We start from the raw sequence: 26,957 nt of genomic DNA on the forward strand, positions 1-26,957 counted from the left end.
GTCGTACTCGGTTCCTATGCTCGTGTGCGTGAATGGAACTGATCCCTCAATCTCCGAAGACCGCGTCGACTTCCCCGACGAGTGGCGCGAACTCACACTGGACCGGCGCGGGCGCGGCACGCCCCGCGAGGTCACCGTCGATCCCGATGCGCCGCAGCAGCTGAAGGCGCTCTTCGCCAAGCACGCCGAGGCGATGGAGGAGGTGGCCGCCCGACCTGAGGTCGCGGGGTACGCGGCGGCGATCCGCGCAGGCATGGCCGGCGAGGCCGACCCGCAGGGGGCGGCGCTCGCCCTGCTGTTCCTCGCGCAGATCGCGCCGGGGGGCCGACGCACGACCGAGGAGCTCGGCCGGGACGCGTGGATCGGCATGCACGGCTTGGCCTTCGCGTGCCAGGCCATGACCGAGCTCATCGGCTACGACGTGCACTACCCCCGCGCGCGGCACTACCAGATCCGCGCGCGGATCATGGAGCCCGATGTGGAGCGTGTAGCGCTCATCCTCGATCATGTGGACCGGATCAGCACGCTGCGCTCCCTCCTTGCGGGCCTTCCCGACGACGAGTACGAGGCGGTGCGCGACGCCGTCGCGGCGCGCCGCACCTCGGAAGCGAAGCGCTTCGGCGCCGCGCTGCTCATGCCCGACCAGGCGGACTGGGCCGAGGAAGCGCTCAAGCTCCACTACGGATCGCGCAACGGCGCATGGGGATACGGCCTCATCTGGGCGATCGCTTCGGACCGGGAGCAGGCCGAACTCGCAGGCGCGCGCGTGCTCGGCGTCTACGGCAAGGTCGCCGAGCGGGCCGCCCTGCTCGTCGACGCGCTCGGCGCGGACTCGCTGGCCGTGCTCGTCAACACCCTCGAAGGCGAGAACCGGCCCGACGCCGAAGTGCGCGAACTCCTCTTCGACACCATCGGCCGCCTGCCCTCCGAAGCGGCCGCCGCGTACCTCCTCGGCCACCTCACCAACCCGCTCGCGGCCGCGGCGGCGGTCCACGGCGCCCGCCGGTTCCCGGTCCGCTACCTGCGCGCGATCGCCTCGCTCGCCCCGAACGCCCACGCCGCCACCAGGGTCCGCCTCGCCGGATTCGCCCGCGGGAACGGCCTGCTCGACCGCGCCGACGCCCTGAGCAAGGCCGAACGGGAGCTCGTCACCGCCCTGGTGGAGCGCCGCCACGCCGACGCCGCGACCCTGCCCGCGCATTTCGCCACGCCGCCTTGGGCCCCGTACGCGAAACCCGCCTCCAAGCGGGCGGCACTGGACCTCACGCCTCCCGCGATCGACGAACTGCGCTGGGCCGCAGACGAACAGCAGTCGTGGCTGGAGGCCAACGAGCACGCCGGGTACTGGCGCGACTCGAAGGTGTGGAGCCGGTACCGCCACGGCGAACTCGACGACCCGAAGCACTACTACTACAACCAGCTCGTCGCCTACGGCCCGGAAGCACGCTCGCGCACGGCGTTCGAGAAGTGGGACGGCAACTCCGAATACCTCTCCGCCCAGACCTTCCAGGCGATCATCGCCCGCTACGGCGACGAGGCGAAGGCGCGCTCGACGGCGCTGCTCAAGCGCAAGTCATCGCTCCGCGACGCCTTGGCGCCCTTCGTGAACCTCGACATCGCGCGGCTGTGCGCGGGCTGGCTCTCGCGCACTCGCAACGAGCGCACCGCCGCCAAGGCCTGGCTCGACCGCCACGCGGAGGCGGCCGCCGCGCTCCTCGTCCCGGACGCGGTCGGCAAGGACCCCAAGTTCCGCAAGACCGCCACCGACGCGCTCCGGTACCTCGAACGGTCCGTCGTGGAGGCACAGGCCGCGGTGCACGGGGACGAGGCGTCCGCCGCCGTCACGGCGCTGCTCGACGCCGACCCGTTCGACCCGCAGCTGCCGCGCATCCCCAAGCCCGGCGCCTGGGCCGATCCGAATCTGCTTCCGCAGGTCCTGCTCGCCGACCGCTCCGCGGCGCTGCCCGACGCGGCGGTGCGCACGCTCATGACCGCACTCGTGATGGACACGCCCGAGCGGCCGTACCCGGGCGTCGACGCCCTTGCGGCCGAATGCGATCCGGCCTCGCTCGCGGCGTTCTCGTGGGGCCTGTTCGAACTGTGGCTCTCGGTCGGCGCGCCGTCGAAGGACGCGTGGGCGATGGACCAGCTGCGGCGCTTCGCCGACGACTACGCGGTGCGGCGCCTGGCCGACCTCATCCGCGAATGGCCCGGCCAGAGCCAGAACCGCAAGGCCGTGCGCGGCGTGGAGGTCTTGGGCGGAGTCGGCTCCGAGTCGGCGCTGCGCGCGGTGCACGCCATCGCGCAGAAGGCGAAGTTCAAGGCGCTCAAGAAGACCGCGGGCGAGCAGATCGAGGTCATCGCCGAGCGGCTGGAACTCACCCTCGAGCAGCTCGGCGACCGGCTCGTGCCCGACTTCGGCCTGGCCGAGGAGTCCCTGGTCCTCGACTACGGGCCGCGGTCCTTCACGATCAAGTTCGACGAGGCGCTCAAGCCGTACGTGATCGACGACAAGGGCAAGCGGCGCGCCAGCGCACCCAAGCCGAACGCGAAGGACGACCTGGAGATCGCGCAGCCCGCGTACGAGCGGTTCGCCGCGCTGCGCAAGGACCTCAAGGCCACGGCCGCCGAGCAGGTCAAGCGGCTCGAGGCGGCCATGGCCGCGGGCCGCACCTGGTCCCGGGCGGAGTTCCAGGAGTTCCTGGTCGACCACCCGCTCATGCGGCAGCTCTCGAGCCGCCTGGTGTGGCAGGCCGGGGACGCCTCGTTCCGACTCGCGGAGGACTGGACGCTCGCCGACGCCGAGGACGAGCCGTTCGAGCTGCCCGAGGACGCCGCGGTGCGCCTGGCGCACCCGCTCACCCTCGGCGACGAGGTCGCCGCATGGGCGGAGGTGTTCGCCGACTACGAGATCCTGCAGCCGTTCGACCAGCTCGCCCGGCCCGTCTTCGAACTGTCCGAAGAGGATGGAAAGACCGGTCGCCTGAGCCGGTTCGAAGGCGCCACGACCGGCGGCGGACCGCTGCTCGGCCTGCTCAACCGCGGCTGGAAGTTCGGCGGGCCTCCCGGTCGCGGCGGTTACGGCCTCTACCGCGAGCTCCCGGGCGGCGGCTGGGTCTACCTCGACTCGAACCCCGGGGTCCACCCCGGCTACGGATACGACAACGGCGACCAGACGCTCGACCGCGTCGAACTCTCGCTCCCCGAAGGCGGCATCGACCCGGTGGTCGCCTCGGAGGTCATGCTCGTGATCGCGCGGCTCAGCCGCTCGGCGCAGTAGGCGCCGGTCCCCGGGGCCTGTCGGCCCCGGGGACCGCCCGCATCAGATCCGGGCGTCGGGCGCCAGCGCCTCCAGCTCCTCCCACAGGGATTCGGGGATCTCGACGTCGAGCAGCGCGATGGTCTCGGCCGCGCGCTCGGGGCGGGAGATGCCGACCACGGTGGAGTCGACGAGCGGTGAGCGGGTCGAGAACTGGAGCGCGGCCGCGATGAGCGGGACGCCGGCGCGCTCGCAGGCCTCGGCCATCTTGTAGGCCGCGGCGGCGATGGACTCGTCGCGTTCGCCGTAGCAGTACTTCGGCTGCTGCGCCGGGCCTTTCGCGAGCATGCCGCCGCCGTACGGGGCGGCGTTGAGGACGCCGAGGCCGTCGGCCTTGGCCTTGGTGAAGAGCTCTTCGGCCTCGCGGTTGAGGAGGGTGTACCGGTTGTGGTTGAGCACGAGGTCGAATTCGCCGGTGTCGAGGTAGCGCTGGCTCAGGCGCACGTCGCCCGAGGCCACCGCGAGGTGCTCGGCCACGCCGGATTCGCGGATCTCGACGAGGGCTTCGAGCGCGCCGCCGGGTGCGAAGCCGTCCTGGCTCATGAACTCGGGGTCGTGCAGGGCGAGGATCGGCAGGCGGTCGACGCCGAGCCGTTCCAGGCTCTCCTCGAGCGAGCGGCGCACGCGGTCGCCCGAGTAGTCGCCGGTCTCCGGGTCGGCGTCCACTTTGGTCTGCAGGACGAAGCCCTCGGGGAGGCCGCCGCGGCGGCGGATGGCCTCGCCGATGCGGCGCTCGGAGAGGCCGTCCTTGCCGTAGTTGTTGCCGGTGTCGAGGTAGTTCACCTCGCTGTCGAAGACCGCGAGGATCGTCTGGACGGCCCGCTCGTCGTCCACCTCGTACCCGTACACCGCGTCGAACCCGGCGAGGGTGCTGGTGCCGATGCACAGGGGCGTGACTTCGAGGCCGGTGCGGCCGAGGGTGTTGCGCTGCATCATCATCCGTTCGTCTTGAAATCGGTGCTCGCGTCGAGGCGGGCGGGGTCGAGGGCGTGCTCGATGACCATGACGCCCGCGCCGATCGCGCCGCTGCCCTCGCCGGTGCGGGCGGCCGCGATGCGCAGGTGCCGGGTGGCCAGGGGGAGCGAGCGCTGGTAGATGACCTCGCGGACGCCCGCGATGAGGTGGTCGCCGGCCAGTGCGAGGGAGCCGCCGATGACGATGATCGACGGGTTGAAGAAGTTGACGGCCCCGGCGAGGACTTCGCCGATGTCGCGGCCGGCCTGGCGGACCAGGCGCAGGGCAGGGACGGAGCCGGAGCGGGCGAGTTCGACGACGTCGAGGGAGCCGCCCGCGCGGATGCCCTGGTCGGTGAGGCGCTTGGCGATGGCGGCGCCGGAGGCGACGGCTTCGAGGCAGCCGGTGTTGCCGCAGCGGCAGTGGACGTCGTCGGCGCCGGCGACGCGGATGTGACCCATGTCGCCGGCGGCGCCCTGCGCGCCGCGGTAGACCTGGCCGCCGACGATGATGCCGCAGCCGATGCCGGTGGCGGCCTTGATGAACAGCAGGTGCTCGTGTTCGCGCCAGGCGGTGAAGTGCTCGCCGAGGGCCATGATGTTGACGTCGTTGTCGACCATGACGGGCACCGGGATGCGCTCGCGCACGTAGGAGGGGACGTCGAAGCCGTCCCAGCCGGGCATGATCGGCGGGTTGACGGCGCGGCCGGTGTCGTGCTCGACGGGTCCGGGCAGGCCGATGCCGACGCCGAGGAGGTCGCCGACGGGGCGTCCGGCCTCGGCGAGGAGCGCGAGGCCGTGTTCGACGGTCCAGTCGAGGACCGCCTTGGGGCCCAAGGCGATGTCGAGGTCGGCGGTGGTGGCGGCGAGGACGTTCCCGGCGAGGTCGGTGACGGCGAGGCGGGCGTGGGTGGCGCCGAGGTCGGCGCCGAGGACGATGCGCGCGGCGGGGTTGAACGCGAAGGTGGCGGGGGGCCGGCCGCCGGTGGAGGCGGTCTCGCCGGTGGGGGCGATGAGGCCGGAGGCGAGGAGGGCGTCGACGCGGCCGGTGACGGTGGAGCGGGCGAGGCCGGTGATGGCCGAGAGTTCGGAGCGGGTCCGGGGCGTGCCGTCGCGCAGGAGTCGGAGCAGCGCTCCGGCGCCGACCGAGGCCCCGGGGGCGGGACGGCGGGGCACGGGAGAACCATCTGTCACAGGACTAGTGAACCACACGGGTTTGGACGAGCTCATGACGTAACTGTTTCATAACGCCGACAACTTTTGCTTGTGCTCTGTCATAAGTCCGTCCTACCGTCGTCATATGGCTCACGTCACGATCACCCCGCCGACCCTCTACCGAGCCGCGGTCATCGGCACCGGCTTCATGGGGCGCGTCCACGCGCGCGCCATCGCCGCCGCCGGAGGATCGGTCGCCGGGATCGCGGGGTCCACGCCGGACAAGGCCCGCGAGGCCGCCGCCGACCTGCGCGCCGCCGCCGTCTTCGACGACCTCGACGCGGCCGTCGACGCCGCCGACGTCGTCCACGTCTGCGTCCCCAACCACCTCCACGCCCCGATCGCCTTGGCCGCCATCGCCGCCGGCAAGCACGTCGTCTGCGAGAAGCCCCTCGCCACCGACGCCGCGACTGCCCTCGCCATGACCGAGGCCGCCGCCGCGGCGGGCGTCGTCGCCACGGTCCCGTTCGTCTACCGCTTCCACCCGATGGTCCGCGAGGCCCGCGCGAGGGTCTCCAGTGGACAGATCGGCCGCGTCACCCTCGCGCACGGCTCCTACCTCCAGGACTGGCTCCTGCGCCCCGACGACGACAACTGGCGCGTGGACGCCGACAAGGGCGGGGCGCTGCGCGCTTTCGGCGACATCGGCTCCCACTGGTGCGACCTGCTCGAGTTCGTCACCGGCGACCGCATCACCGCCGTCAACGCCCAGCTCGCCACCGCCAACCGCGAACGCTCCGGGCGCGCGGTATCCACAGAGGACATCGTGACGCTGCAGTTCGCCACCGCCGCGGGCGCGGTCGGCTCCACCGTCATCAGCCAGGTCTCGGCCGGGCGCAAGAACCGGCTCCTGCTCGAGGTCTCCGGCACCGAATCCACCCTCGCCTTCGACCAGGAGCGGCCCGAGACCCTCTGGGTCGGCGGCCGCGACCAGAACGCGGTCCTCATGCGCGACCCCGACCACCTGCACCCCGACGCCGCCCGCCTCGCCCGCGTCCCCGCCGGGCACGCCCAGGGGTACCAGGACTGCTTCGACGCCTTCGTGGCCGACACCCGCGCGGCCATCGACGGCGACGCCCCCGACGGCCTGCCGACGTTCGCGGACGGCCTCCGCGCCGCCCGCCTCGCCGAAGCCGTCGCCGCCTCGGCCCGCACCCGCGACTGGGCGGAGGTGCCGCGATGACCGACGCGCCACTGCTCGCCATGCGCGGCATCGGGAAAGCCTTCCTCGGGGTGCCCGTCCTCGCCGGGGTCGACCTCACGGTCAATCGCGGCGAGGCTCACGCCCTGGTGGGGGAGAACGGCGCCGGCAAGTCCACGCTCATGAAGATCCTCGCGGGCGTCCACACCGCGGACGCCGGCACCATCGAGCTGGACGGCCGCGCCGCCTCCTTCGCCCACCCCGCCGCCGCCCAGCGCGCCGGCATCGCCACCGTGTTCCAGGAGTTCAACCTCCTGCCCGAGCTCACCGTCGCCGAAAACATCCACTTGGGACGCGAGCCGCGCCGCCGCGGCCGGATCGACCGCCGCGCCATGAACGACGCGACCGCCGCGGCCCTCGCCGACCTCGGCTTCCCCGACCTCGCCCCGACCGCGGCCGTGGGCTCGCTCTCGGTCGCGCACCAGCAGATCACCGAGATCGCGAAGGCCCTCTCCCAGGGCGCTGACCTCATCTGCATGGACGAGCCGACCGCCGCGCTCGCCGACGCCGAAGTGGCGCTGCTGTACCGGCTCGTGGAGCGGCTGCGCGAGCGCGGCGTCGCGGTCCTCTATGTGTCGCACCGGCTCCGGGAGATCTTCGACCTGTGCGAGCGGATCACCATCCTCAAGGACGGCCGCCTCGTCGACAGCGTCGCCACCGCCGACATCACCCCCGACGAGCTGGTGACCCGCATGGTCGGGCGGCGCATCGAGGCCCAGTTCCCGCCCCCGCTGCCGGGCACCGAACGCGGCGAGGTGCGGCTGCGGATCGCCGGCGGCGGCAACGACTACGTCGACGGCATCGACCTCGAAGTGCGCGCCGGCGAGATCGTGGGCCTCGCCGGACTCCAAGGCTCGGGCCGCACCGAGATCGCCGAAGCGGTCTTCGGCATCGCCCCGTTCACGCGCGGCACCATGGCGGTCGACGGCCGTCCGGTGCGGATCACCCGGCCCCGCAAGGCCATCGCCGCCGGGATCGCGCTCGTCACCGAGGACCGCAAGGCCCAAGGTCTCGCGCTGCGGCAGTCGGTGAAGGCCAACGCCCGCATGGTCCTCGACGCGAACGCCCGCGTCCACTCCCGGGCGCGCCTCGCCCGCGTCGACGGCATCCTCTCCAGCCTCGACCTCGTCGCGCGCGGCGGCGACCAGGAGGTGCAGTTCCTCTCCGGCGGCAATCAGCAGAAAGTCGTCGTCGCGAAATGGCTCGCCGCCGAACCCGGCGTCATCGTCCTCGACGAGCCCACGCGCGGGATCGACGTGGGCGCCAAGCACAAGCTGTACTCGGTGATCCGCTCGCTCGCGGCCGAAGGCCTCGCGGTGCTCCTCATCGCCTCCGAGCTCATCGAGGTCATCGGCCTGGCCGACCGCATCGCGGTCCTCCACGACGGCCGCATCGCCGGGGAGCTCCCCGGCGGCGCGACCGAGCAGGAGGTCATGGCCTACGCGACCGGCAGACGTGAAGGGACGCATCAGGAATGACCGCCTTCGCCCCTCGCCGCCTCTCCACCACGGCCCTCATCCACCTCGCCCTCGCCGCGGTCCTCGCGGTCGGCGGCGCCGCCGTCGCCCTCGACGGCGGCAACCTCTTCGCCACCGCGAACCTCGTCGACATGCTCACCCGCACCAGCCTCACCGGGTTCCTCGCCATCGGCATGACCCTGGTGATCCTGTGCCGGTCACTCGACCTCTCCGTCGGGTACGTCGCCGCCCTCTCCAGCCTCGTCGCGGCCACCACCATGGACGGGCAGGCCGCGAACGTCCCGCTCGCCGTCGCCCTGGTGCTGCTCGTCTCCGGGCTCGTCGGGGCCGCGAACGGCGCGATCGTCGCCTTCCTCAAGGTCAACCCGTTCATCGCCACCCTCGGCACCGGCCTGATCCTCAAGGGCTACCTCGACACCGAGTACCAGGGCCCGGCCGGGGACGTGCCCGCCGTCTTCCAGCAGTTCGGGTACACGCGCATCGCGTTCGTGCCCGTCTCGGCGCTGGTGATGCTCGCGGTCGCCGCCGCCGCGATCGGGTTCCTGCGCTCGACGCGCACCGGCCACCACATGTACGCCGTCGGCGGCGACGTCGACGTGGCCCGCATGTCCGGCATCCGCACCACGCGGGTCCTGCTCACCGCCCATGTCCTGTGCGGCATGTGCGCGGGCCTCGCGGGCCTGCTGCTCGCGGCCCGGTTCGGCACGGGCTCGGCCGAGGCCTACACCAACCTGTACGAGCTCGACGCGATCGCCGCGGTCGTCCTCGGCGGCACCCTCCTCCTCGGCGGCAAGGGCGGCGTCGCCGGAACCGTTGCGGGCGTGGCGATTTTGGCCGTGCTCGACTCGGTGTTCAACGTGATGCAGATCGACCCGTTCGCCAAGGACGTGCTGCGCGGCGCCGTCATCATCGCCGCCGTCGCCCTCTACGCCCGCCGCCAGCTCGACCGCACCGCCCGCAGACCCCGCTTCGCCGCGACGCCAAGGAGGCCGTCATGACGCGCGTCCGCGCCCTCGGCGCCGCCCTCCAAGGCGCCGGCACCGTGTTCCTCCTGCTCGCGCTCACCTTCGCGGCCATCGCCGTCGTCAACCCCGGGTTCTTCGAAGCCCCCTCGGTCATGGCATTCCTCAAGCAGGCCGCGCCGCTCGTCGTCCTCGCCGCCGGGCAGTACTTCGTGGTCGTCTCCGGGAACTTCGACCTCTCCGTGGGCGCACTCGTGGGCGCGCAGGTGGTGATCGCCGCCCGGCTCATCGACGGCGTCGAGTCCCGCACCGTCCCGGTCATGCTCGTCATGCTCGCCTTCGGCATCGGCGTAGGCCTCGTCAACGGCCTCATCACCACCGTCCTCAAAGTCCAGTCGTTCATCACGACCCTCGGCATGCTCCTCGTCCTCTACGGCGCGATCCGGCTCTGGACCGGCGGCGCGCCCACCGGCGACCTCTCCGAGGCGTTCCGCACCCCCGGCCGGCTCGGCATCACCGGCGTGCCGCTCATCGGCCAGATCCCGTGGGCGCTGCTCATCATGCTCGCCGTCGGAGCGGGCGCGATCCTGCTGATGCGCACCAGGTTCGGCCGCATCCTCATCGCCTCCGGCGACAACGAGCTCGCCGCCCGGCTCTCCGGCGCCCGCGTCGACGCGGTCCGAACGGCCGCGTTCGTCCTCTCCGGGATCTCCGCCACCATCGCGGGCGTCCTCATCGGAGGATTTGCGGGCGTCAGCGCCCAAGTGGGCGAAGGCCTCGAGTTCACCGTCATCACCGCCGTCGTGCTCGGCGGCGTCGCACTCGGCGGCGGGCGCGGCACCGCCCTCGCCGCCATGGCCGGGGCGCTCGCCATCGAAGCCCTCTTCACCCTGTTCAACCAGATGGCGCTGCCCGCGACGCTCCGGCCCGCGGTCCAGGGCGCCATCATCATCGCCGCCGTCGCCTACGCGGCCCGGCGGCGCCTCCGACCCGCACCGCAACCTACCGCCGCTCCCTCATGAGAAGAAGGTTCCGCACCATGCAGACGACACGCCTAGCCCTCGCCGCGGCGGCCGCCCTCGGGCTGCTCCTCGCCACCGGCTGCACCACCGACACCCCCACCGAACCGGCCGACGACGCGACCACCGAAGGCTCAAGCGACGAGTGGTTCGTCCAAGCCGAGTACGACGCCCAGCTCGCCCAGCGCGACATCGCCCCCGAAGGCGACCCGGCCACGCCCTGGCTGCAGGCGATCGAACCCGAATGGGTCGACACCGGCGAGTTCACCCGCGAAGGCGGCGACGCCACCGTGTGCTTCTCCAACGCCTCCGTCTCCAACCCGTGGCGCGTCACCGGCTGGATCACCATGCAGGAGCAGGTGAAAGTCCTCCAAGAGGCCGGCGAGATCGGCGAGTTCCGCACCTCCGACGCCGGAGACGACGACGACCAGCAGATCTCCGACATCCAGGCGTTCGTCGACTCCGGCGAATGCGACGCCCTCATCATCTCGCCCTCGACCACCGCGACCCTCACACCCGCCGTCGAGACCGCCTGCGCCTCAGGGATTCCCGTGATCGTCTTCGACCGCGGCGTCAACACCGACTGCGCCACCACGTTCATCCACCCGATCGGCGGCTACGCGTACGGCGCCGACGCCGCCGAGTTCCTCGTCGAGAACCTCGAACCGGGCTCGAAGGTCCTCGCGCTGCGCATCCTCCCCGGCGTCGACGTCCTCGAACACCGCTGGGCCGCCGCCCAGCAGATATTCGGCGACTCCGAACTCGAAGTCCTCGGCGACGAGTTCACCGGCGGCGACGCCGCCGAGATCAAGAACATCGTCACCCAGTACCTCCAGCGCGGCGACGTGGACGGCATCTGGATGGACGCCGGCGACGGCGCCGTGGCCGCCGTCGAAGCGTTCGAGGACGCCGGCAAGCCCTACCCGGTCATGGCCGGCGAAGACGAACTCTCCTTCCTGCGCAAGTGGGACGAGACCGGCATGACCGCGATCGCCCCGGTCTACTCCAACTTCCAGTGGCGCACGCCCGTCCTGGCTGCGACCATGATCCTCAGAGGCGAGCAGGTCCCGGCCGAGTGGATCCTGCCGCAGGAGCCGATCACGGAGGCCGACTTGGACGACTACCTCGCGCGCAACGCCGACATGCCCTCGCTGCACTACGCCAAGTTCGGCGGCGAGGACCTGCCCGGCTTCCCCGACGCCTGGCGCGACCGTTGACCCGCGCGCTCGGCGTCAACACCTGGGTCTGGGTCTCGCCGCTCGACGACGAGGCCCTGGCCCGGCTCGCGCCCCGCGTGCGCGACTGGGGGTTCGACGCGATCGAACTCCCCGTCGAGTCCCCCGGCGACTGGGACCCGCATCGCGCCGACGCGCTCCTGCGGGAACTCGGCCTCGACGCCACGGTCGTCCTCGTGATGGGGCCCGGCCGCGAACTCGTGGACGCCCCGCACGCCGTCGTCGCCGAGACCCAGGAATACCTGCGCCGCGTCGTCGACACCGCTGTCACCTTGGGCTCCAAGGTGATCGCCGGGCCCGCGTACACCTCGGTCGGCCGCGCCTGGCGCCTCCCCGACCGCGCCGCGGCCTACCGCGAACTGCGCGCCAACCTCGCCCCGGTCGCCGAGTACGCCGCCGAACGCGGCGTCACCATCGCCGTAGAACCCTTGAACCGCTACGAGACCAGCCTCATCAACACCGTGGACCAGGCACTGGACGCATTGGACGGACTGCCCGGCACCGCGCTGGCGCTGGACGTCTACCACATGAACATCGAGGAGACCGACATCCCGGCCGCGATCGTGCGCGCCGGGGACCGCATCGCGCACGTCCAGGTGTGCGCCAACGACCGGGGCGCGCCGGGCCGCGACCACCTGCCGTGGCGCGAGATCCTGCACGCCCTCGACCTCGCCGGGTACACCGGACCCCTTGTCATCGAATCGTTCACCGCGCACAATGCCACTATCGCGACGGCCGCCTCCATCTGGCGGCCGCTCGCGCCGACCCAAGACGCCCTCACCGTCGACGGACTGACCTTTCTGAGGAGTCTCACCGATGACTAGACCGATCACCCTGTTCACGGGCCAATGGGCCGACCTGCCCTTCGAGGAGGTGTGCCGCCTCGCCGCCGAGTGGGGCTACGACGGGCTCGAGGTGGCCTGCTGGGGCGACCACCTCGACGTCGTGCGCGCCGCCGAGGACGACGACTACGTCGCCGAGCGCAGGAAGCTCCTCGAATCCCACGGCCTGGGCCTCTGGGCGATCTCGAACCACCTGGTGGGCCAAGCGGTCTGCGACGACCCGATCGACGACCGCCACCGCGCGATCGTCCCGTCCCGGGTATGGGGCGACGGTGAGCCCGAAGGGGTCCGCCGCCGCGCCGCCGAGGAGATGAAGGCGACCGCGCGCGCCGCCGCGAAGCTCGGCGTGGACACCGTCATCGGCTTCACCGGCTCGGCCGTGTGGAAGTACGTCGCCATGTTCCCGCCGGTCGCCGAGGCGGTGATCGAGGCGGGCTACGAGGACTTCGCGGCGCGCTGGAACCCGATCCTCGACGTGTTCGACGAGGTCGGCGTGCGGTTCGCGCATGAGGTCCACCCCTCAGAGATCGCGTACGACTACTGGTCGACCCAGCGCGCCCTCGAGGCGGTCGGGAACCGGCCCGCGTTCGGGCTCAACTGGGACCCGAGCCACATGGTGTGGCAGGACATCGACCCGGCCGCGTTCCTGTGGGACTTCCGGGAGCGGATCTACCACGTGGACTGCAAGGACACCAGGAAGCGGCTCGACGGCCGCAACGGCCGGCTCGGCTCGCACCTGCCGTGGGGCGACCCGCGGCGCGGCTGGGACTTCGTCTCGACCGGGCACGGCGACGTGCCCTGGGAGGACTGCTTCCGGGTCCTCAACGCGATCGGCTACGAAGGGCCTATCTCGATCGAGTGGGAGGACGCGGGCATGGACCGCCTGCGGGGCGCCCCCGAAGCCCTCGCGTACGTGCGGGACCTGAACTTCGAGCGGCCGACGGCGTCCTTCGACGCCGCGTTCAGCTCCGAATAGGACGAATCCCGGGCCGCCTCGGCGGCCCGGGATTCTCTTATGCGAAGGCGAACAGCGGCGGGAAGACCAGCACGACGACCCACGCCCAAGCGGCGTACACCGGCACGTAGTCGGTCTGCCAGCGTTCGAGCCGCGCGAACCGCCCGCGCCGCCTGACGACGGTCCAGTACAGCCACGCCGACCAGGCGAGGTTGACGAACAGGACGAGGTTCTCGCCGAGCGCCGCGCTCTTGTTCGGGGTGAACCCGAACTCGGTGATGCGGCCGAGGATCGCGACGAGCACGAGCACGTCGATGAGCAGGGCCGCGACGACGAGCGCGAGCTGCATCCAGTCGAAGACCCCGGCGGGCGCGCCCGGGTCGCGGGCCGAGATCGAGTACAGGACCAGGGCGAGCACGACCACCAGGAGCAGGTCGAACAGGATGAGCATGTCGCGCTCGACGTCGATCGCGTTGGTGGTCACCGCGATCGCGACGAGCACGGCCACCAGCGTCACCGCGAACAAGGGCGTGAAGACGCGGGTGAGCACGGGCGCCATGTTCTCGATGACGCTCTGCTTGGCCTCGACCAGCCAGGCGGCGACCACGACGGCGGCCGCGCCGCCGCAGGGGAGGAGCCATTCGCTGATGAAGGTCTCGGCGTCGATCCCGATGGCGCTGAAGGTGCCCACGGTGATGCCGGTGAGCACGCCGCCGCCGAGTCCGATGAGGACGAGGTAGATGAACCACTCGCCGGTGAAGCGGATGAAGTCCATGCGGCGCTGCCCGGAGCGCCAGTCGCCCGCGGCGTAGGCGATGCCGACGACGAGCCACAGCGCGATCGGCAGGTGGATCGCGGTGAGCACTATGGACTGCGAGTCGGTGTCGAACGGGTAGGCGTTGGCGGCGACGGCGCCGAGGGCGAAGAGCCCGATGAGCGCGGCGGCGGTGCCGCGGCCGGTGTCCCGCCGCAGCGCGAAGTAGAGCGCGAGCGGGGCGAGCACGAGCAGGCCCAGGTTGCGGACGTAGAACTCGGCGCTGTCGTCGAAGCCGAAGCCGAACAGGGCCGGGAGCTTCACGGCGAGCGCGCCGAGGGCGGCGCAGACGACCATGACGAGGAGGCCGCGGCGGCGCTCGGCGGAGGCGGACGCGTCCTCGTCGGTAAGGACGAGCTGCTTCCAGAGCCGGTCGGAGTGCTCGCGGGCGAACTCGCGGGAGAGCTCGTCCATGCGGCCCATGCGCTTGACGGCGATGAGGAAGGCCTCGTCGGGGTGCAGGCCCGTGCCGGTGAGGTCGGTGACGCGCTCGCGGAGGTGGTCCTCGAGTTCGTCCACATCGGCGTCGGAGACGGCGCGGCGGCGGAGCATGTAGGCCCGCCACTCGGCTATCTGCGTTTCGAGTTCGGTGTCGTTCTCGTTCTCGGTCATGTTCACCCCTCCAGTGCGGGCGCCACGATCGGGCCGATCGATCGGGTGGCGTTCCAGATGTCTTGCAGTGCTTCGGTGACGGCGTCCCACTGCTTGCGCTGCTCGGCGAGTTCGCGCCGGCCTTCGGGGGTGATGGCGTAGTACTTGCGGCGGCGCCCGCCCTCGGGGGTGCGCCAGTTGGCCTCGACGTAGCCGAGCCGTTCGAGGCGGTGGAGGAGGGGGTAGAGCAGGCCCTCGGTCCATTCGAGGCGGCCGCCGGAGCGCTCGCTGATCTCCTTGAGGATCGCGTACCCGTAGCTCTCCTCCTCGGCGAGGATGCCGAGGACCAGGGGGGTCGCCGAGGCGGCGACCAGGTCTTTGGCGATGTGCATGAGGGGGTGTCTCCTAACCCTAGTAGTTCTATGCCTTGAGGTTCTATGCATCGTAGCGCTAGGGTTTACCGACCGTCAACTCCACGCCGAACACCCGCGGCGCGACGCACCCGCGGCACGCCCCCGGGGCTCGGTGGCACCGTGCGGGCGACGGGGCGCGACGGCCGGGCCGACGGAGGAAACGCGAAACGCCGTCGCATCACGTGCGACGGCGATTGATTGTCGGACCCCTGTGGGATGGTGTGTCTTTTCACTGGTAGTGGTGAAGGTGGGAACGGGCGGGTACCCGGGCCACCCGTACGCCCGCGCGCCGCGCTACGCCTACGACGGCACTGAGCACCAGCTCCCGACACTGAGCACCAGCTCCCGGCGGCACCGAGTACCAGCTCCCGATGTAAGCCCGCGCGCGAGCGCGCAGCGCAGGGCAGCGCAGGGCAGCGCAGGGCAGGGCGGAGCGGCACCGCCCGCCAAGGGCCGCGCTTGGGGCGCCAGGGCCGTCCGGCCGCGGCTCAGGCCTCCGGTCGGCCGATCCGCAGCCGCTCGAAGTCGATCACGAGGTCGGCCCGGGGCCGGGCCGCGCGGATGCGTTCGGCGTTGCGCTCGTCGACCTCGGCCACCCATGACCGCGCGTGCTCCGGCGACTTGCCGAACCGCTCGTGCCGCGCGACCAGCCGAGCGAGGCGCAGCGGCTCGGGCGTCTCGCAGTACCAGACCTCGGTGAGCGCCTTGCGCACCTCCGGCCAGGGGCCGGTCTCGTCGAGCAGGTAGTTCCCCTCGGTCACCACGACCTCGGCGCTCGGCGGCACCGCGATCGCCCCGGCCACCGGCTCGCCGATGCGGCGGTCGAACTCCGGCGCGTACACCGTCGAATCCGTCCGGGCCGCAATGCGTTCGAGGAGGGCCAGGTAGCCGTGGCCGTCGAACGTGTCGATCGCGCCCTTCCGCTGGCGGCGGCCGAGCCGCACGAGCTCGGCGTTCGCGAGGTGGAACCCGTCCATCGGCACCTGCACCGCGCGCTCCCCGGCCGGGTCGAGGGCGCGCGCGAGCCACGCGGCAACGGTCGACTTGCCCGCCCCGGGGCAGCCGGCGACGCCGATGAGCACGCGCCCGCCGCCCGCGCGGAGGGCCCGCACCCGGTCGAGCAGGAGCCGAGGGTCGTCTGCGATGTCCACGCGCCGAACCTATCCGACCGGGAACGCGACGAAGGGCTCGGTCAGGTGCGAGGTGGCCACATGTAGGCGGGAACCCGCCTCGGTCCGCAGCAGGCGCTCGCGGGAGCGGCGCGCCTGCTCCTGGTCCATCTCGTAGACGTAGGGCAGGTCCGGGTAGAGCAGCTGGATCGCGTGCACCAGCAGGTCGCCCGTCACGACCAGGGAATCGCGCCCGTCCGCGACGACCACGCTCTGATGCCCCGGCGTGTGGCCCGGTGTCGCCACGACCCGGGCCGGGCCGCGCAGCGGCGCGTCGCCGTCGAGGAGGCGCAGCTGCCCCGCGTCCTGCAGCGGCTCGAGCAGGGAGCCGCGCAGCTGCGGGTTGAGTGTGTCGACGGCGTCGAACTCGGCCCGCTGCAGCAGGTAGTCGGCGTTGGGGAAGAACGAGCTGAGGCCGGTGCTCGGCCCGTCCCCGCTGGTGGTCACGGCCTCCTCGGCCACCACGGCCCAGCCGATGTGGTCGGTGTGGAGATGCGTGAGCACTACGGCGTCCACTTCGGACGGATCGATGCCGGCGGACGCCAAGGACTCCGGGAGCTTCCCGGGCAGGGGCGTCCAGGTCGCGGGGGCGTCGGCCGGGCCGATCCCCGCGTCGACCACGGTCAGGCCCTCGGGGCTGCGGATCGCGAACGCTCGGAAGTCGAGGGACCAGCCGCCGTCGGCGTCGACCGCACCGTGGTCGAAGCGGTCGACCGCCGCCCACTGGGCGGGGGTGGCGCCGGGGAAGGCCGCTTCCCGCGAGGTGAACGGGAAGGGGCCGGTGCCGTCGTGCAGGGCGATGATCTCGGTCGAACCGATGCGGATGGATGGGATCACGGCGCGATTCTGCCACGATCGGGTGACACTTGCCGCCGCGGCCGGGCGTTGCTGTCGTACCCGCGCGGGAAGCCGGGCACTACGGTCCCCAGGTGGGTGGGGGTTAGGGATGGTATTCAACCGCAAGCACCCCAATAAGCCCCAGTGAAACAATAAGCCCCGGTGCCCGACCGACAGCACCCCGACGACCAGTCCGCTTTCGCGATGCGCGGCCCGTTTGCCCTGGAGTCCACTCCAGGTCGTAGGCTGCGAGCGGTAACACCGAACCAGAGGGGGCGAGGCCATGACACGCGTGGCGGTGACCGGCGGCAGCGGCAAACTCGGACGCGCCTGCGTCCGCGACCTGATCGAGCACGGCTACGAGGTCGTCAACCTCGACCGCGCGCCCTCGCCCGACAACCTGGCGCCCTACCTCCAGATCGACCTCGCCGACTACGGCCAGGTCGCCTCCGCGCTCACCGGCGTCGACGACCGCTACGACCGCCTCGACGCCGTCGTCCACCTCGCCGCCATCCCCGCCCCCGGCCTGCGGCCCGACTCGGCGACCTTCCACAACAACATGCTAAGCACCTACAACGTGTTCGCCGCCGCCAAGACCGCCGGCATAGCCAACATCGTCTGGGCCTCAAGCGAAACCGTGCTCGGCCTCCCCTTCGAGACCCCGCCGCCCTACCTCCCCGTCGACGAGGAGTACGAGCCGCGCCCCGAATCCACCTACTCGCTCGTCAAGACCCTCGAAGAGGCCATGGTCGGCCAGCTCTGCCGCTGGAACCCCGCCCTCAAGGCCACCGGCCTGCGCTTCTCCAACGTCATGTACGTCGAGGACTACGCCGCCTTCCCCGCCTTCGACGACGACCCGACCCTGCGCAACTGGAACCTCTGGTCGTACATCGACGCCCGCGACGGCGCGCTGGCGATCCGGCTCGGCCTCGAACGCGAAGGCACCGGCAAGGAGGTCTTCGTGATCGCCTCCCCCGACACCGTGATGTCCACGCCCACACCGGAACTCGTGCAGACCCACTACCCCGACCTCGAACTCAAGCGCCCCGTCGAGGGCCACGAGACCCTGCTTTCGATCGACAAGGCCCGCCGGATCCTCGGCTACGACCCGAAGCACACCTGGCGCGACTACGTCTGAGCGCCGACGGCGAAGGGCGGGACCGCGGTCCCGCCCTCTCCCGTTCCCTCAGCCCGCGATCAGCTCCTGCGCCTTCGCGGTGTAGCCGCGGATCTCCTCCTGCCACGCGAACGTGTCGGTCTCGATCGCCGTGTACTGCTCGGCCACGATCGCGTCGTACGTCGAATCCGCAGCGCTCCGGTAACCGGTCTCGTCCCCGCACGCGGCGAAGGCCACCGCCATGTCGACCTCGTACGCGCGCTTGCCCTCGAAGTCGGCGGGTACGTCCCGCGGCAGGTCCGGCACCGGCGGGTTCGTGTCCGCACTCGTCCCGCCCTCGGGTGTGAAACCGGGGTCGAACGGTTCGCCGGTGTAGAGCATCGCGGAGTAGTCCAGCATCGCGAGCCGCCCCGAGTCGTCGAACTCCCAACCGGGGTAGCCGGCCTCGCCGATGCAGTCGAGGAAACCGCCCTGTGAGCCGGCCGTCCGCTCCGCGTACGCGGCCTCGATCGCGGCGAAGTCGACGGACGGTTCCGCGGGCCGCCACTGCCAGTCGAGGTAGCCGCCGTCGATGTCGATCTCGACCTGCCGCGGCTCGCCGTACAGCGCCTCGATCATCTCGAGCTGGCACCCGCCCGGCTTCGGCCCGCTCGGCGTCGCGCCGTCCCCGAAGTCCAGCGAACCGTCCTCTGAGGACTCAGTGCCGTCCTCCGGCGTCCACGTGCCCTCGAGGCCCGCGGTGGCCTCCTCGCCCTGGTACGCGACGCTCCACGCCCGCCGCTCGTCGTCGGGCAGCGACTCGAACGCCGAGTTGTCGAACTCCGGGGCGTCGTCCGTGAAAGAGTCGGGGAACGTCGCCTCGTAGTAGTCCTGCGTCTCTTGGGAGTCGAACATCTCCTCGGTCTCGGCCCACCAGCCGAAGCCCCACTCCGCCGCGATGTCCGCCTCGGGCAGGAAGTCCCGGGTCGGATAGTAGTCGACGAGCGAGAGGAGCACGATCGGCTCGTGCTGCCCCAGCTCGCGCTGGTCGTGCACGGTGAAGCCCTGCTCCTCGAGGCAGTCGGCGATCACCCGGTCCTCGGCCGCGTCCAGCTCCTTCGTGAGCCGGATGTTCTCGTTGACCATCTCGAGCAGCCCGGCCGCGTCCACCGCGTCGCCCTCCGCCTTGTCGGACGCCTCGTCGGAGCCGCCGCCCGCGTCGGTGCACGCCGCCGCGGCGGCCAGGATCCCGATCAGCGCCGCCGTGTGCCGCCAGCGCGGCGCGGGGAGGCCGTTCCGTTCCGTTTTCCGCATACGCCGGAGACGCCGCGGGCCGCGGGCGCGGTTGCCTTCGCCGCGGACTAACCGAGGCGCTTGCGCCATTCGAGGTCCGTGATCTGCAGCCGGGTCTTCGCCGAACCGTCCCAAGAGGTCTGGAAACCATGCGCCTCAAGCGCCGCGATCACCTCGCGGCCGATCGCGACGGTGTCGTCCGGGTCGTTCGACCGGGACCCGTACGCGAGGTACAGGACGCCGTCGCCCGCGGTCTCGGTGTCCTGCATGTGGAAGAAGACGTAGCCGCGGTCCTCGGGGCCGGCCTCGGCCCAGATCTCGGTCGTGCCGCAGTTCTGGCAGCACGCGAAGTGCTCGCGGGCGACGATGCCGCCGCGGCTGATCGCCGCGAACGCCTCGGCCAGCCGGTCGCAGTCCGTTTCGCCCCAGGCCGCCTGCTCGGCGACGCGTTCGCGCCACATCGGCGCGAGGATCTCGCGCGCCTGCGCCTTGGTGATCGGCGGATCGGCCTCCGACATGTCCACAAGCGACCGCACCATCTCGTCGAACGACAGGTAGCCCTCGGAGAGGTACCGGGCCGCGAGCACGGTCGTCTCCGCGGCCGTCTCGGGGGCGGGCGCGGGCACCGGCTCGGGGTGCCACCACTCCGCGGGCTCCCACGGATGCGCACCCTCCCAACCGGTCTCGTTGCGCGCCCAGGCCACGAACACCGCAGCGGCCGCCTCCACGTCGAGCGACGCCTCCATCCAGGGCTCGTCGCCGACGCGGAACGACACTTCGACGCGTCCGGAGCCCTCGTCGCCCGCGGCCTGGATGCAGTCGTGCGGCAGGTCGGGGACGCGCTGGACGACGATCCACTCGAGGGACCCGTCGTCCAACCCGCGCACCCGGTCGGCGAGGGCGTCCGCGGTGGGGTGCGCGAAGCGCCGGTCCCGGTCGTCGTGGCCGCGGACCGGCAGCGGCGCGGCAGGGGTGTCGCTCATGCGGCCACCCTACGACGCCGCCTCCAGCGGGTGCAGCGGCCGGGTCAGACCTGGTACCAGACGTGGAAGTCGTCGTACTTGTGGATGCCGGGCACCCCGCCGATCTCGCGCACGGCCTCTTGCAGCGCCCGAAGCTGTGGGACCCGCATCGGCAGCGCCGCCTCGTCGGGCTGGTACGTCCACCCGCGCGGGTAGTCGACGTCGGGTTGGACCGACATCTCGACGTGGCACCCGAGCAGGTGCGAGACCGGGTGCTCGTCGCACCAGGCCACCAGTCGGTCCACAGTGGCTGCGAAGGCATCCCAGTCCTGCACGTACAGGCGGCCCGGGTAGAAGGTGTCGCCGGTCAGCAGCAGCTGTGTCCACCGGTCGTAGAACACCGTCGCCGAGGCGTGGTGGCCCGGCCCCGGCACGACGTCGACCACGCGCCCGCCCAGGTCGAGCTTCCGCGGCGTCGCGGGCCAGTCCGCGAACCCGTAGAACGCCTTGACCGCATCGAGACCCGGACCGACCACAGTGGTGTCCGGCCGGTCCGCGAATTGCGCGTCGGCGGCCTTGTGGTCGCCGTGCCCGTGCGTATGCGCGACGATCAGCCGGTACCCGCGCCGCGGATGCTTCGCGAGCCAGTCCGCGAGATGCGCGTCCACTACCGTACGCAGCGGGAAGTACTCCGGTTCTGGCGTCGCCCCGGTGTCGACGAGCAGCGCCGCGTCATTCCCGAACAGCAGGAACATGAACGGCGCTTCGTAGTTCACCGACTTGTTCTGGCGCATGATCACCGTGTGCTCGTCGGCGTGGTGCGACTGGATCTCCGGGGCCGGATCGTGCTTGGGCGACGGCCAGCCCGCGTGCCAGTCGGCCTCCAGGTCCGGCACGCACCCGCCCGGACGGAACCTCACCTGCGACATGGTCTCCTCCTCGGCGTGCGCGGGCCGCGCATGGAACGCGGCGGCCCCGGCGGCGAGCGTACTCAACGCCCCGGCGGCGAGCACGGAACGGCGGCTTGCAACGGTCACGGCGACTCCGATCGACTCCGCATCCCCACGGTGCCGGACCGGCCCGCGGATGCGGAGACCCAGTCTCACCGGCCCCGCGCCGCCGCACCTCGACTTCGCGGACGAACTGCGCCCCAAGTAGTCTCGACCAAAGTGGCAGGGCGAATCCGACCCCGGTCGGAGCCCCGCCTCCACCCGCAGGGAACGAGACGGCAGAAACCCCGTGAACCCGGGCAACCCCGCCCCGCGGCAACGGCGTATTCCATGCGTTCCCGCCGCCCCGCAGAAAGCAAGGTCGATGCGTCGCCTCCTCATACCCGCGCTCGCCGGAGCGCTCGTCCTCTCCGCCTGCAGCGAACCGGAGCCCGAAGTCACCGAAGCGGACGTCGCCGCGATCGAAGCGAGCCTCGTGAACGGCTCCACGCTGGCCTGGGAGCTGACGCAGGCCGAGACGCGGGTCGCGAGCATGTGCATGCAGGACGAGGGGTTCACGGTGCACGACACGAGCCGCCTGCACGGCAACATGATCCCGAACCGCTTCGAGGGGTTCGACGCCCCCTACGCGCGCATCCCCACGGTCGCGCAGGCCGAGAAGTTCGGCTTCGGCACCTGGGTGCAGGCCACGGACACCGATGCGGCCCTCGCGATGCGCGAGGACGTCGACTACCTGGCCTTCACCGCCGACGACATGGGCTGGCTCTTGGAGGCCGAGGCCGAGGACGACTCCTATGAGGAGTGGCAGGCGATGGGCGAGGAGTACCACGAGGAGTGGACCGCGGCGTTCGTCGGCGCCGAGCGCGCCGCCTACGACGCGGCCATGTCGGAGGCGTTCGAGGAGGCCGACTCCGACGCGGAGTACGAGGACATCGACGTCGGCGAGCAGCCGCCCTTCGGCGGCTGCGAGCTGGAGACGATCGAGATCGTCTATGGCGAACCGGTCCACCACGAGGTCGAGGGCGATGAGTACTGGAGCAAGCCCGACACGGAGAGCCCGCTCACGTGGATCGGCGACGGCGAGCTGTACGCCGAACTCTCGGCCGACTACGCCGAGCAGGAGGAGGACTTCCTCGTCTGCGTCGGCGAACGCGGGCACGGCGAATGGGAGTTCGACGACTTCGGGTGGCTGCCGACCCGGTCCTACTTGGACCAGCTGTACGGCGGCGGCGTCGGGGGCATGGAGAACGTACCGCCCCTCACCGACGAGGCCGAGGACGCCGAGGACCCGGTCGCCTACGAGTTCGCCATGGCCCTCGACTTCGCCCAGTGCGCCGAGGAGGCCGGCTTGCGTGAAGGCACCGACGAGGCCTGGGCGCGCATGAGCGTCGCGAAGGTCATCGACCGTGAGGCCGAGGTGTACGCCTGGGAGCAGCGGATCGAGGAGTACCTGGCCAACGCCCAGGAGTACCTCGCCGGGAAGTAGCCGCACCGCAGCCGATGCCAATGCCGTTGCCTGCCGGTGCCGGTACTAGGCCCATTGCGGTTGCGGTTGCGGTTGCCGTTGCGCCGCAAGGCAAGGCAAGGCAAGGCAAGGCAAGGCAAGGCCGAGGGTAATGGCTGGGCTCAGGTCCAGGGCTCAGGTCCAAGGCTCAGATCGACTCGGGTACGCGCGGCAGTTCGGGTGCGCCGTCTATGGGTTCGACGGTGCCGACTATCGCGATCTCGCCGTCGTCGAACCGGTCGTCGTCGAGCACGACTTTGCCGTGGCTGCCGTCGGCGGCGACGAGGGTCCAGCGGAACTCCTCTGCCGTCTCCGGCCCGAACAGGACCCGGCGCTTCGTTCTCGTGGCGAGCTTGACGGCCACATCGAGGAGTTCGGGTTCGCCCGCGTGTGAAGCGAACGCGTCGAAGCCGACGAACTCCGCATACGAGCCCTGCTCCGAACCGGCGGCGACCTGGGCGAGGACTGGTTCGACCACGGGAGCGGCGAAGGCGCTGCCGTCCCAGACCTCGATCTGATCGCGGGGAATCGCGAAGGCGTCGGCGACTTCTGCGGCAAGGAGGCCGAGGTCCACCGGTTCTATGAACACGATCGTGTAGTCGCGCATCAGGCCCGCTCCTGTCCCTGATTGAACACGTTTCGTGCAGTTTCCCACGTTTTATCCGTCATGTGGTGGGCAAATCGGGCGATTCGCGGGTCTCGCTCGGCCGCTTCCCGGTCTCCCTGGTGTTCCTTCAACCCTTTTAGTGCGGTGTACTCGAGCTTGTTCAGCTCTGCGAACCCCTTGCCGCGCACGGGATAGACGGTCCCCGTGGGCTTGACGCCGTACGTACGGTCGTTGACCGTGTACAAATTGTCACGCACGTATGTAGCCCGGCCGCTCCAGATCTCGGCGATGTCCGCGTCAGTGTCAACGCCGGGCAGCACGACCGTGTTCTGCTCCTTGGCCGGGCTCTTCATTTGGATCTTCCCGAGGAAGTGCCGCTTGCTGATGCCGTTCGGCGCAACTGAGGCGACCGGTCCATTGAGCGGCAAGGGCTCCTGCGCGGACGCAGTGCCCACCAGGCGGTTCCAACTCGGATTCCCGGCGCCCCCGCGAATGGCGCCCGCGAGTAAACCCTTGAGTGCATCGACCTGCTGCCGAAGGGAATCGAGCGCGTCGGCCAGCGCATTGGCGCGCCCGGCGAGTTCTTCGGCGCGGTCACCGGTCGCGTGCGCGCGTTGCGCGGTGGCCTCCGCTCCGATGGAGTCGAGTCGCGCTGCGAGTGTGTCGATGAGGTCTTTGGAGGAGGTGATGCTGCCGGCGAGTTCACGCGCGCTTTCGGCGTTGGTCGCGACAGATACTAAAGCTTCTTCGATACTCGACACCGGAGCTCCTTACGGGAGGGGTCTAGTCAGGATAAATCGGATCCAGTCTGATTTCAACCCGCCTGTGTCGTTGAGGCGCATTGAAGAATGGCTTTGGGCCGGTCGACCTCCACCAAGGTCGACCGGCCTGCCGGGAGAAAAGGGTCTCAAGTTTCCAATGGGGCGGCGATAAGGGCGCGCATTCGCTTGAGCAGCCACGGGCACCACTCGTCGTTCTTCCACGCGCCGTTCCATATCGGCTCATCCATGGCGTCAGATTCGATGCGACACACCTCGTGCGGGCCGACGCCGTCGTCGCAGTCGAGTAGGTAGAAGGCCGGAGTGTTCGGGTAGCAGGACTGATCCGCCGGGATCTCATACAGCGTGAACACGGCAGGTCCGCGCCGGAACCACCCGAGGTGGCCGTGAATGGCGGGCTCGCCGTCTGAGCGGAGGTTGTACCGGTCCTTCGGGTCCTTCGCTCGCGTGGTCGGGCTATCCATCGCAGAACCGAACCCCTTCGCGGTGACTCGCCGAGGCGGCCTCGCCGTTGCGGCCCCTCGGGTATGGAGAGGGTCGTGCGACCCGGTAGAAGTGGCGGAAGGCGGTGTCCTCCAGCCACACCTTCCGGACGGCGAAGTTCGTTCGCCCATCGGTGAATTGGCCGCGCAGCAGCGGGTCGAAAGGCTCCGGCGATTGGGCGGCTGCGGTTCGAATCGTGTCGGCCATCTCATATCACTCCACTTCGGACTCTGTCAGATGCTCGACAGTTTTGGTCCGACGCCCACCGCAATGGCTGGCGCCCAGCGGGCGTCGGACTCTCCCACCGTGCCGAGGCCTATGGCCAAGCCTCGGGACTCCTTCAGCCTACGGAGTCAGCAAGCCTCTGAACAGGCAGTTCCCTTGGGGAGTCGCAAATATGGAGAGCCTGGTAGCGAATTTTGAGGGCCTATTTTGTAGTGATGGTTTGCGGATGCCCTCCCGCGACAGATTTTTACCGTGTCGCAACGCAATGTCATCATTGGAGGTCAGCATTGAAATCCGCTGAGGTAGGAGGCAACCCACCGTGCCGTCATCGAAGCTCGCGAAATGGCTCCCGGGGAGAGAGATCCGGGAGCGCCGGCTTAAGAGGAAGCTCAGCCAGACCGATATCGGCAGGCTTGTCTCACGTACCTACCAGACCGCCGCCAAATGGGAGCGAGGCGAGAAGTGCCCTGACCCGAACCAGATGTATCGGCTCGCTGACCAGCTCGGTATGGATGCCGAACTCAAGTCGTACATGATGCAGATCGCGGAGAACGAACACGAACAGAACTTCCAGGCCGACCGACGCTTCAACGCGCTCTGTCTGAGCATGGCCGAGCGGTCGAATGGAGAAATCTTCAAGTGGGAGACCCACCTGATCCCGGGGATCGCCCAGACGCGCGCTTACCATTTCGATTTCGTGAAGGTTGCCTCAAACGGCACGGATGAACAGGCGAACAGAGGTTGGGCGTTCAAGAAGGATCGGCAGGAAGCCCTCCTCCGGCGCACCGACAACCCGCAGGTGACTCTCCTCATCGCCGCTCCAGCGCTCGACAGCCTGTGTCACCTCACGAAGGCGGCGCGCGCAGAGCAGATCGATCGATTGGGGGAACTCGATTCCCGCCTCAACTGGCAAATCCGCATCATAGATTCCTTCTTCCCGGAGGGTGCCAACGCGTTCGACATCTACAAGCCCGGCGGCGCCGATTTCGGCAGCCCGCCATTCGTTTACACGGAGGTGTGGGATGTCAGCTGGTGCATCGAGGAGGCCGAGCGGATCGCGCGTTACGATGAACTCTGGCAGATCCTCTGGGGCAAATCGATACCGTTGAGGGAGTTTTTGGATGACCGACGTGACCGCCTGGCGCAAGAGCAGCCGCAGCGGAGTTGACAACAACTCCAACTGCGTCGAGCTTCGCCGTGCCTGGCGTAAGAGCAGCCGCAGCGGCAGTGACAACAACTCCAACTGTGTTGAGCTGGCCGCGTGCCCGGAAGGCGACGGGTTCCATGTCCGCGACTCCAAGCTCGGCGATGCCTCCCCGGTCTTTGCCCTCACGCTCGGCGACCTGACAAGCCTCCTGGGCCACGCTCGCTGAGACCTCGTTCAACGTTCGGAGTCGGCCGTGTCGGTGCATCAACACGGCCGCTCTCTTTTGGCGCCATCAGGTAGCGCCTTCGAATGCGATTGAGAGTGCGGAACCGCAGGGCGACAACAAGGCCTCATACAGTCCTGGCCGATTTCCGGGTGCCCGGAGCGATCGCCACGGGGTTCAATCAGGCAGCGACAACAGGTGGCGGCTGGGCTCGGATCGCTTCCCGGCTTCCTGGCCAGCTGAGTTCGGGGTTCAATCGGGCAGCGACAACCAGGTGGCAGCAGGGCGCGGGTCGCTCTCCGGCTCTCTGGCGGGGCGTGTCCAGGGTTCAATCAGGCGGCGACAAAGAGGTCTGAGCGTTCTCGGGTCGGATCATCGGCTGCCCGGTAGGCGGAGCCTGCGGTCCAGGCGGGCAGCGACAACGAGGTCCCATTGCCTTTGGGCGCGACCTCGGCTGCCCGCCAGGAATAGGTTGCGGTTCAGGCGGGCAGCGACAACGAGGTCCCATTCCGCTTGGGCCGGACCTCGGCTCCCCGCCAGGAATGGCTTGCGGTTCAGGCGGGCGGCGACAACGAGGTCCCATTGCCTTTGGGCGCGACCTCGGCTGCCCGCCTGGAATGGGTTGCGGTTCAGGCGGGCAGCGACGGGAGGGTGTGAGGCGGGCTCGGTTTCCGGCTTTGGGCAT

The 26,957-nt window shown here is 70.4% G+C and carries 24 protein-coding genes; 12 read left to right on the forward strand and 12 right to left on the reverse strand.

Annotated elements, in window-relative coordinates; translation table 11 throughout:
* Nucleotides 1–28 precede the first annotated feature (28 nt).
* A complete protein-coding gene (locus tag J5V16_RS25515) occupies nt 29–3,280 on the forward strand; it encodes a DUF4132 domain-containing protein (RefSeq protein ID WP_208497096.1) in 3,252 nt (1,083 codons plus the stop codon).
* Between the two features lie 42 nt (nt 3,281–3,322).
* Here J5V16_RS25515 and J5V16_RS14695 read toward each other — a convergent pair whose 3' ends face one another.
* Nucleotides 3,323–4,252: an aldo/keto reductase gene (locus tag J5V16_RS14695; RefSeq protein WP_208497097.1), complete on the reverse strand. Its 930-nt coding sequence runs from the start codon at nt 4,250–4,252 to the stop codon at nt 3,323–3,325.
* A 2-nt stretch (nt 4,253–4,254) separates the two neighbouring features.
* Complete coding sequence (locus J5V16_RS14700) at nt 4,255–5,502, reverse strand: ROK family transcriptional regulator (RefSeq protein ID WP_208497098.1); 1,248 nt, start codon at nt 5,500–5,502, stop codon at nt 4,255–4,257.
* A 70-nt stretch (nt 5,503–5,572) separates the two neighbouring features.
* Between J5V16_RS14700 and J5V16_RS14705 the strand changes: the two genes are divergently transcribed.
* Genes J5V16_RS14705 through J5V16_RS14735 form a run of 7 tightly spaced genes read left to right on the forward strand, consistent with a single transcriptional unit; the run spans nt 5,573 to nt 13,200 of the window.
* Nucleotides 5,573–6,670, forward strand: a complete 1,098-nt coding sequence (locus tag J5V16_RS14705) for a Gfo/Idh/MocA family protein (RefSeq protein ID WP_208497099.1) — start codon at nt 5,573–5,575, stop codon at nt 6,668–6,670.
* Nucleotides 6,667–8,166 (forward strand): sugar ABC transporter ATP-binding protein, encoded by a 1,500-nt coding sequence (locus J5V16_RS14710; protein ID WP_208497100.1) that lies wholly within the window; start codon nt 6,667–6,669, stop codon nt 8,164–8,166. Before J5V16_RS14705 ends, J5V16_RS14710 begins: the two co-directional genes overlap by 4 nt.
* Nucleotides 8,163–9,164, forward strand: a complete 1,002-nt coding sequence (locus tag J5V16_RS14715) for an ABC transporter permease (RefSeq protein WP_208497101.1) — start codon at nt 8,163–8,165, stop codon at nt 9,162–9,164. The genes J5V16_RS14710 and J5V16_RS14715 overlap by 4 nt, the downstream gene beginning before the upstream one ends.
* Nucleotides 9,161–10,150 carry an ABC transporter permease gene (locus J5V16_RS14720; protein WP_208497102.1) on the forward strand — a complete coding sequence of 330 codons (990 nt, stop codon included), beginning with the start codon at nt 9,161–9,163 and terminating at the stop codon, nt 10,148–10,150. The genes J5V16_RS14715 and J5V16_RS14720 overlap by 4 nt, the downstream gene beginning before the upstream one ends.
* A 17-nt stretch (nt 10,151–10,167) precedes the next feature.
* Complete coding sequence (locus tag J5V16_RS14725) at nt 10,168–11,364, forward strand: substrate-binding domain-containing protein (RefSeq protein WP_208497103.1); 1,197 nt, start codon at nt 10,168–10,170, stop codon at nt 11,362–11,364.
* Nucleotides 11,361–12,206, forward strand: coding sequence for a sugar phosphate isomerase/epimerase family protein (locus J5V16_RS14730; RefSeq protein ID WP_208497104.1), 846 nt, complete (start codon nt 11,361–11,363; stop codon nt 12,204–12,206). Before J5V16_RS14725 ends, J5V16_RS14730 begins: the two co-directional genes overlap by 4 nt.
* Nucleotides 12,199–13,200, forward strand: coding sequence for a sugar phosphate isomerase/epimerase family protein (locus tag J5V16_RS14735; protein WP_208497105.1), 1,002 nt, complete (start codon nt 12,199–12,201; stop codon nt 13,198–13,200). Before J5V16_RS14730 ends, J5V16_RS14735 begins: the two co-directional genes overlap by 8 nt.
* A 37-nt stretch (nt 13,201–13,237) precedes the next feature.
* Here J5V16_RS14735 and J5V16_RS14740 read toward each other — a convergent pair whose 3' ends face one another.
* From J5V16_RS14740 to J5V16_RS14755, 4 genes are all read right to left on the reverse strand, one after another.
* Nucleotides 13,238–14,605 carry a permease prefix domain 1-containing protein gene (locus tag J5V16_RS14740; RefSeq protein WP_208497106.1) on the reverse strand — a complete coding sequence of 456 codons (1,368 nt, stop codon included), beginning with the start codon at nt 14,603–14,605 and terminating at the stop codon, nt 13,238–13,240.
* Between the two features lie 2 nt (nt 14,606–14,607).
* Nucleotides 14,608–14,976, reverse strand: coding sequence for a PadR family transcriptional regulator (locus J5V16_RS14745; RefSeq protein WP_208497109.1), 369 nt, complete (start codon nt 14,974–14,976; stop codon nt 14,608–14,610).
* A gap of 509 nt (nt 14,977–15,485) precedes the next feature.
* Nucleotides 15,486–16,148 (reverse strand): nucleoside/nucleotide kinase family protein, encoded by a 663-nt coding sequence (locus J5V16_RS14750; protein ID WP_307792970.1) that lies wholly within the window; start codon nt 16,146–16,148, stop codon nt 15,486–15,488.
* Nucleotides 16,149–16,157: 9 nt separating this feature from the next.
* Entirely contained in the window at nt 16,158–17,003 is an 846-nt protein-coding gene (locus tag J5V16_RS14755) for an MBL fold metallo-hydrolase (protein ID WP_307792971.1), read from the reverse strand.
* Between the two features lie 283 nt (nt 17,004–17,286).
* Here J5V16_RS14755 and J5V16_RS14760 point away from each other — a divergent pair, with 283 nt between their 5' ends.
* Nucleotides 17,287–18,141, forward strand: a complete 855-nt coding sequence (locus J5V16_RS14760) for an NAD-dependent epimerase/dehydratase family protein (protein ID WP_208497112.1) — start codon at nt 17,287–17,289, stop codon at nt 18,139–18,141.
* A gap of 48 nt (nt 18,142–18,189) precedes the next feature.
* On the opposite strand, the gene J5V16_RS14765 is transcribed toward J5V16_RS14760, so the two are convergent.
* Genes J5V16_RS14765 through J5V16_RS14775 form a run of 3 tightly spaced genes read right to left on the reverse strand, consistent with a single transcriptional unit; the run spans nt 18,190 to nt 21,391 of the window.
* Nucleotides 18,190–19,413, reverse strand: a complete 1,224-nt coding sequence (locus J5V16_RS14765; protein ID WP_208497115.1) for a hypothetical protein — start codon at nt 19,411–19,413, stop codon at nt 18,190–18,192.
* Between the two features lie 47 nt (nt 19,414–19,460).
* On the reverse strand, nt 19,461–20,375 hold the full coding sequence (locus J5V16_RS14770; RefSeq protein WP_208497117.1) for a DUF6891 domain-containing protein: 915 nt from the start codon (nt 20,373–20,375) through the stop codon (nt 19,461–19,463).
* A gap of 44 nt (nt 20,376–20,419) precedes the next feature.
* Complete coding sequence (locus tag J5V16_RS14775; RefSeq protein ID WP_307792972.1) at nt 20,420–21,391, reverse strand: MBL fold metallo-hydrolase; 972 nt, start codon at nt 21,389–21,391, stop codon at nt 20,420–20,422.
* Nucleotides 21,392–21,668: 277 nt separating this feature from the next.
* Between J5V16_RS14775 and J5V16_RS14780 the strand changes: the two genes are divergently transcribed.
* Nucleotides 21,669–22,790, forward strand: coding sequence for a hypothetical protein (locus J5V16_RS14780; protein WP_208497119.1), 1,122 nt, complete (start codon nt 21,669–21,671; stop codon nt 22,788–22,790).
* Nucleotides 22,791–22,956: 166 nt separating this feature from the next.
* Here the strand turns inward: J5V16_RS14780 and J5V16_RS14785 are convergent, their stop codons facing one another.
* The 3 genes from J5V16_RS14785 to J5V16_RS14795 all read right to left on the reverse strand — a co-directional run bounded on the left by J5V16_RS14785 (nt 22,957) and on the right by J5V16_RS14795 (nt 24,658).
* On the reverse strand, nt 22,957–23,415 hold the full coding sequence (locus tag J5V16_RS14785) for a hypothetical protein (RefSeq protein WP_208497121.1): 459 nt from the start codon (nt 23,413–23,415) through the stop codon (nt 22,957–22,959).
* The gene (locus J5V16_RS14790; RefSeq protein ID WP_208497123.1) at nt 23,415–24,176 is read right to left on the reverse strand and encodes a hypothetical protein; all 762 of its coding nucleotides are present in this window, start codon (nt 24,174–24,176) and stop codon (nt 23,415–23,417) included. Before J5V16_RS14790 ends, J5V16_RS14785 begins: the two co-directional genes overlap by 1 nt.
* 146 nt (nt 24,177–24,322) lie before the next feature.
* Nucleotides 24,323–24,658, reverse strand: coding sequence for a hypothetical protein (locus J5V16_RS14795; protein ID WP_208497126.1), 336 nt, complete (start codon nt 24,656–24,658; stop codon nt 24,323–24,325).
* Nucleotides 24,659–25,221: 563 nt separating this feature from the next.
* On the opposite strand from J5V16_RS14795, the gene J5V16_RS14800 reads away from it, so the two are divergent.
* Together J5V16_RS14800 and J5V16_RS14805 are read left to right on the forward strand one after the other, a co-directional pair.
* Nucleotides 25,222–26,070, forward strand: coding sequence for a Scr1 family TA system antitoxin-like transcriptional regulator (locus J5V16_RS14800; protein ID WP_208497128.1), 849 nt, complete (start codon nt 25,222–25,224; stop codon nt 26,068–26,070).
* Nucleotides 26,024–26,275, forward strand: a complete 252-nt coding sequence (locus J5V16_RS14805) for a DUF397 domain-containing protein (RefSeq protein ID WP_208497130.1) — start codon at nt 26,024–26,026, stop codon at nt 26,273–26,275. The genes J5V16_RS14800 and J5V16_RS14805 overlap by 47 nt, the downstream gene beginning before the upstream one ends.
* Nucleotides 26,276–26,957: the final 682 nt, after the last annotated feature.

The sequence above is a fragment of the Glycomyces niveus genome, assembly GCF_017592475.1.
GTDB classification, from domain to species: domain Bacteria; phylum Actinomycetota; class Actinomycetes; order Mycobacteriales; family Micromonosporaceae; genus Glycomyces; species Glycomyces niveus.

What these genes read in the sequence shown, in the direction of transcription:
- J5V16_RS14705 (WP_208497099.1), top strand. Translation starts at nt 5,573, where the DNA reads ATGGCTCACGTCACGATCACCCCGCCGACCCTCTACCGAGCCGCGGTC.
- J5V16_RS14765 (WP_208497115.1), bottom strand. Translation starts at nt 19,413, where the DNA reads ATGCGGAAAACGGAACGGAACGGCCTCCCCGCGCCGCGCTGGCGGCAC.
- J5V16_RS14780 (WP_208497119.1), top strand. Translation starts at nt 21,669, where the DNA reads ATGCGTCGCCTCCTCATACCCGCGCTCGCCGGAGCGCTCGTCCTCTCC.
- J5V16_RS14785 (WP_208497121.1), bottom strand. Translation starts at nt 23,415, where the DNA reads ATGCGCGACTACACGATCGTGTTCATAGAACCGGTGGACCTCGGCCTC.
- J5V16_RS14740 (WP_208497106.1), bottom strand. Translation starts at nt 14,605, where the DNA reads ATGACCGAGAACGAGAACGACACCGAACTCGAAACGCAGATAGCCGAG.
- J5V16_RS14700 (WP_208497098.1), bottom strand. Translation starts at nt 5,502, where the DNA reads ATGAGCTCGTCCAAACCCGTGTGGTTCACTAGTCCTGTGACAGATGGT.
- J5V16_RS14710 (WP_208497100.1), top strand. Translation starts at nt 6,667, where the DNA reads ATGACCGACGCGCCACTGCTCGCCATGCGCGGCATCGGGAAAGCCTTC.
- J5V16_RS14695 (WP_208497097.1), bottom strand. Translation starts at nt 4,252, where the DNA reads ATGCAGCGCAACACCCTCGGCCGCACCGGCCTCGAAGTCACGCCCCTG.
- J5V16_RS14745 (WP_208497109.1), bottom strand. Translation starts at nt 14,976, where the DNA reads ATGCACATCGCCAAAGACCTGGTCGCCGCCTCGGCGACCCCCCTGGTC.
- J5V16_RS14795 (WP_208497126.1), bottom strand. Translation starts at nt 24,658, where the DNA reads ATGGATAGCCCGACCACGCGAGCGAAGGACCCGAAGGACCGGTACAAC.
- J5V16_RS14735 (WP_208497105.1), top strand. Translation starts at nt 12,199, where the DNA reads ATGACTAGACCGATCACCCTGTTCACGGGCCAATGGGCCGACCTGCCC.
- J5V16_RS14725 (WP_208497103.1), top strand. Translation starts at nt 10,168, where the DNA reads ATGCAGACGACACGCCTAGCCCTCGCCGCGGCGGCCGCCCTCGGGCTG.
- J5V16_RS14715 (WP_208497101.1), top strand. Translation starts at nt 8,163, where the DNA reads ATGACCGCCTTCGCCCCTCGCCGCCTCTCCACCACGGCCCTCATCCAC.
- J5V16_RS14720 (WP_208497102.1), top strand. Translation starts at nt 9,161, where the DNA reads ATGACGCGCGTCCGCGCCCTCGGCGCCGCCCTCCAAGGCGCCGGCACC.
- J5V16_RS14805 (WP_208497130.1), top strand. Translation starts at nt 26,024, where the DNA reads ATGACCGACGTGACCGCCTGGCGCAAGAGCAGCCGCAGCGGAGTTGAC.
- J5V16_RS14760 (WP_208497112.1), top strand. Translation starts at nt 17,287, where the DNA reads ATGACACGCGTGGCGGTGACCGGCGGCAGCGGCAAACTCGGACGCGCC.
- J5V16_RS14770 (WP_208497117.1), bottom strand. Translation starts at nt 20,375, where the DNA reads ATGAGCGACACCCCTGCCGCGCCGCTGCCGGTCCGCGGCCACGACGAC.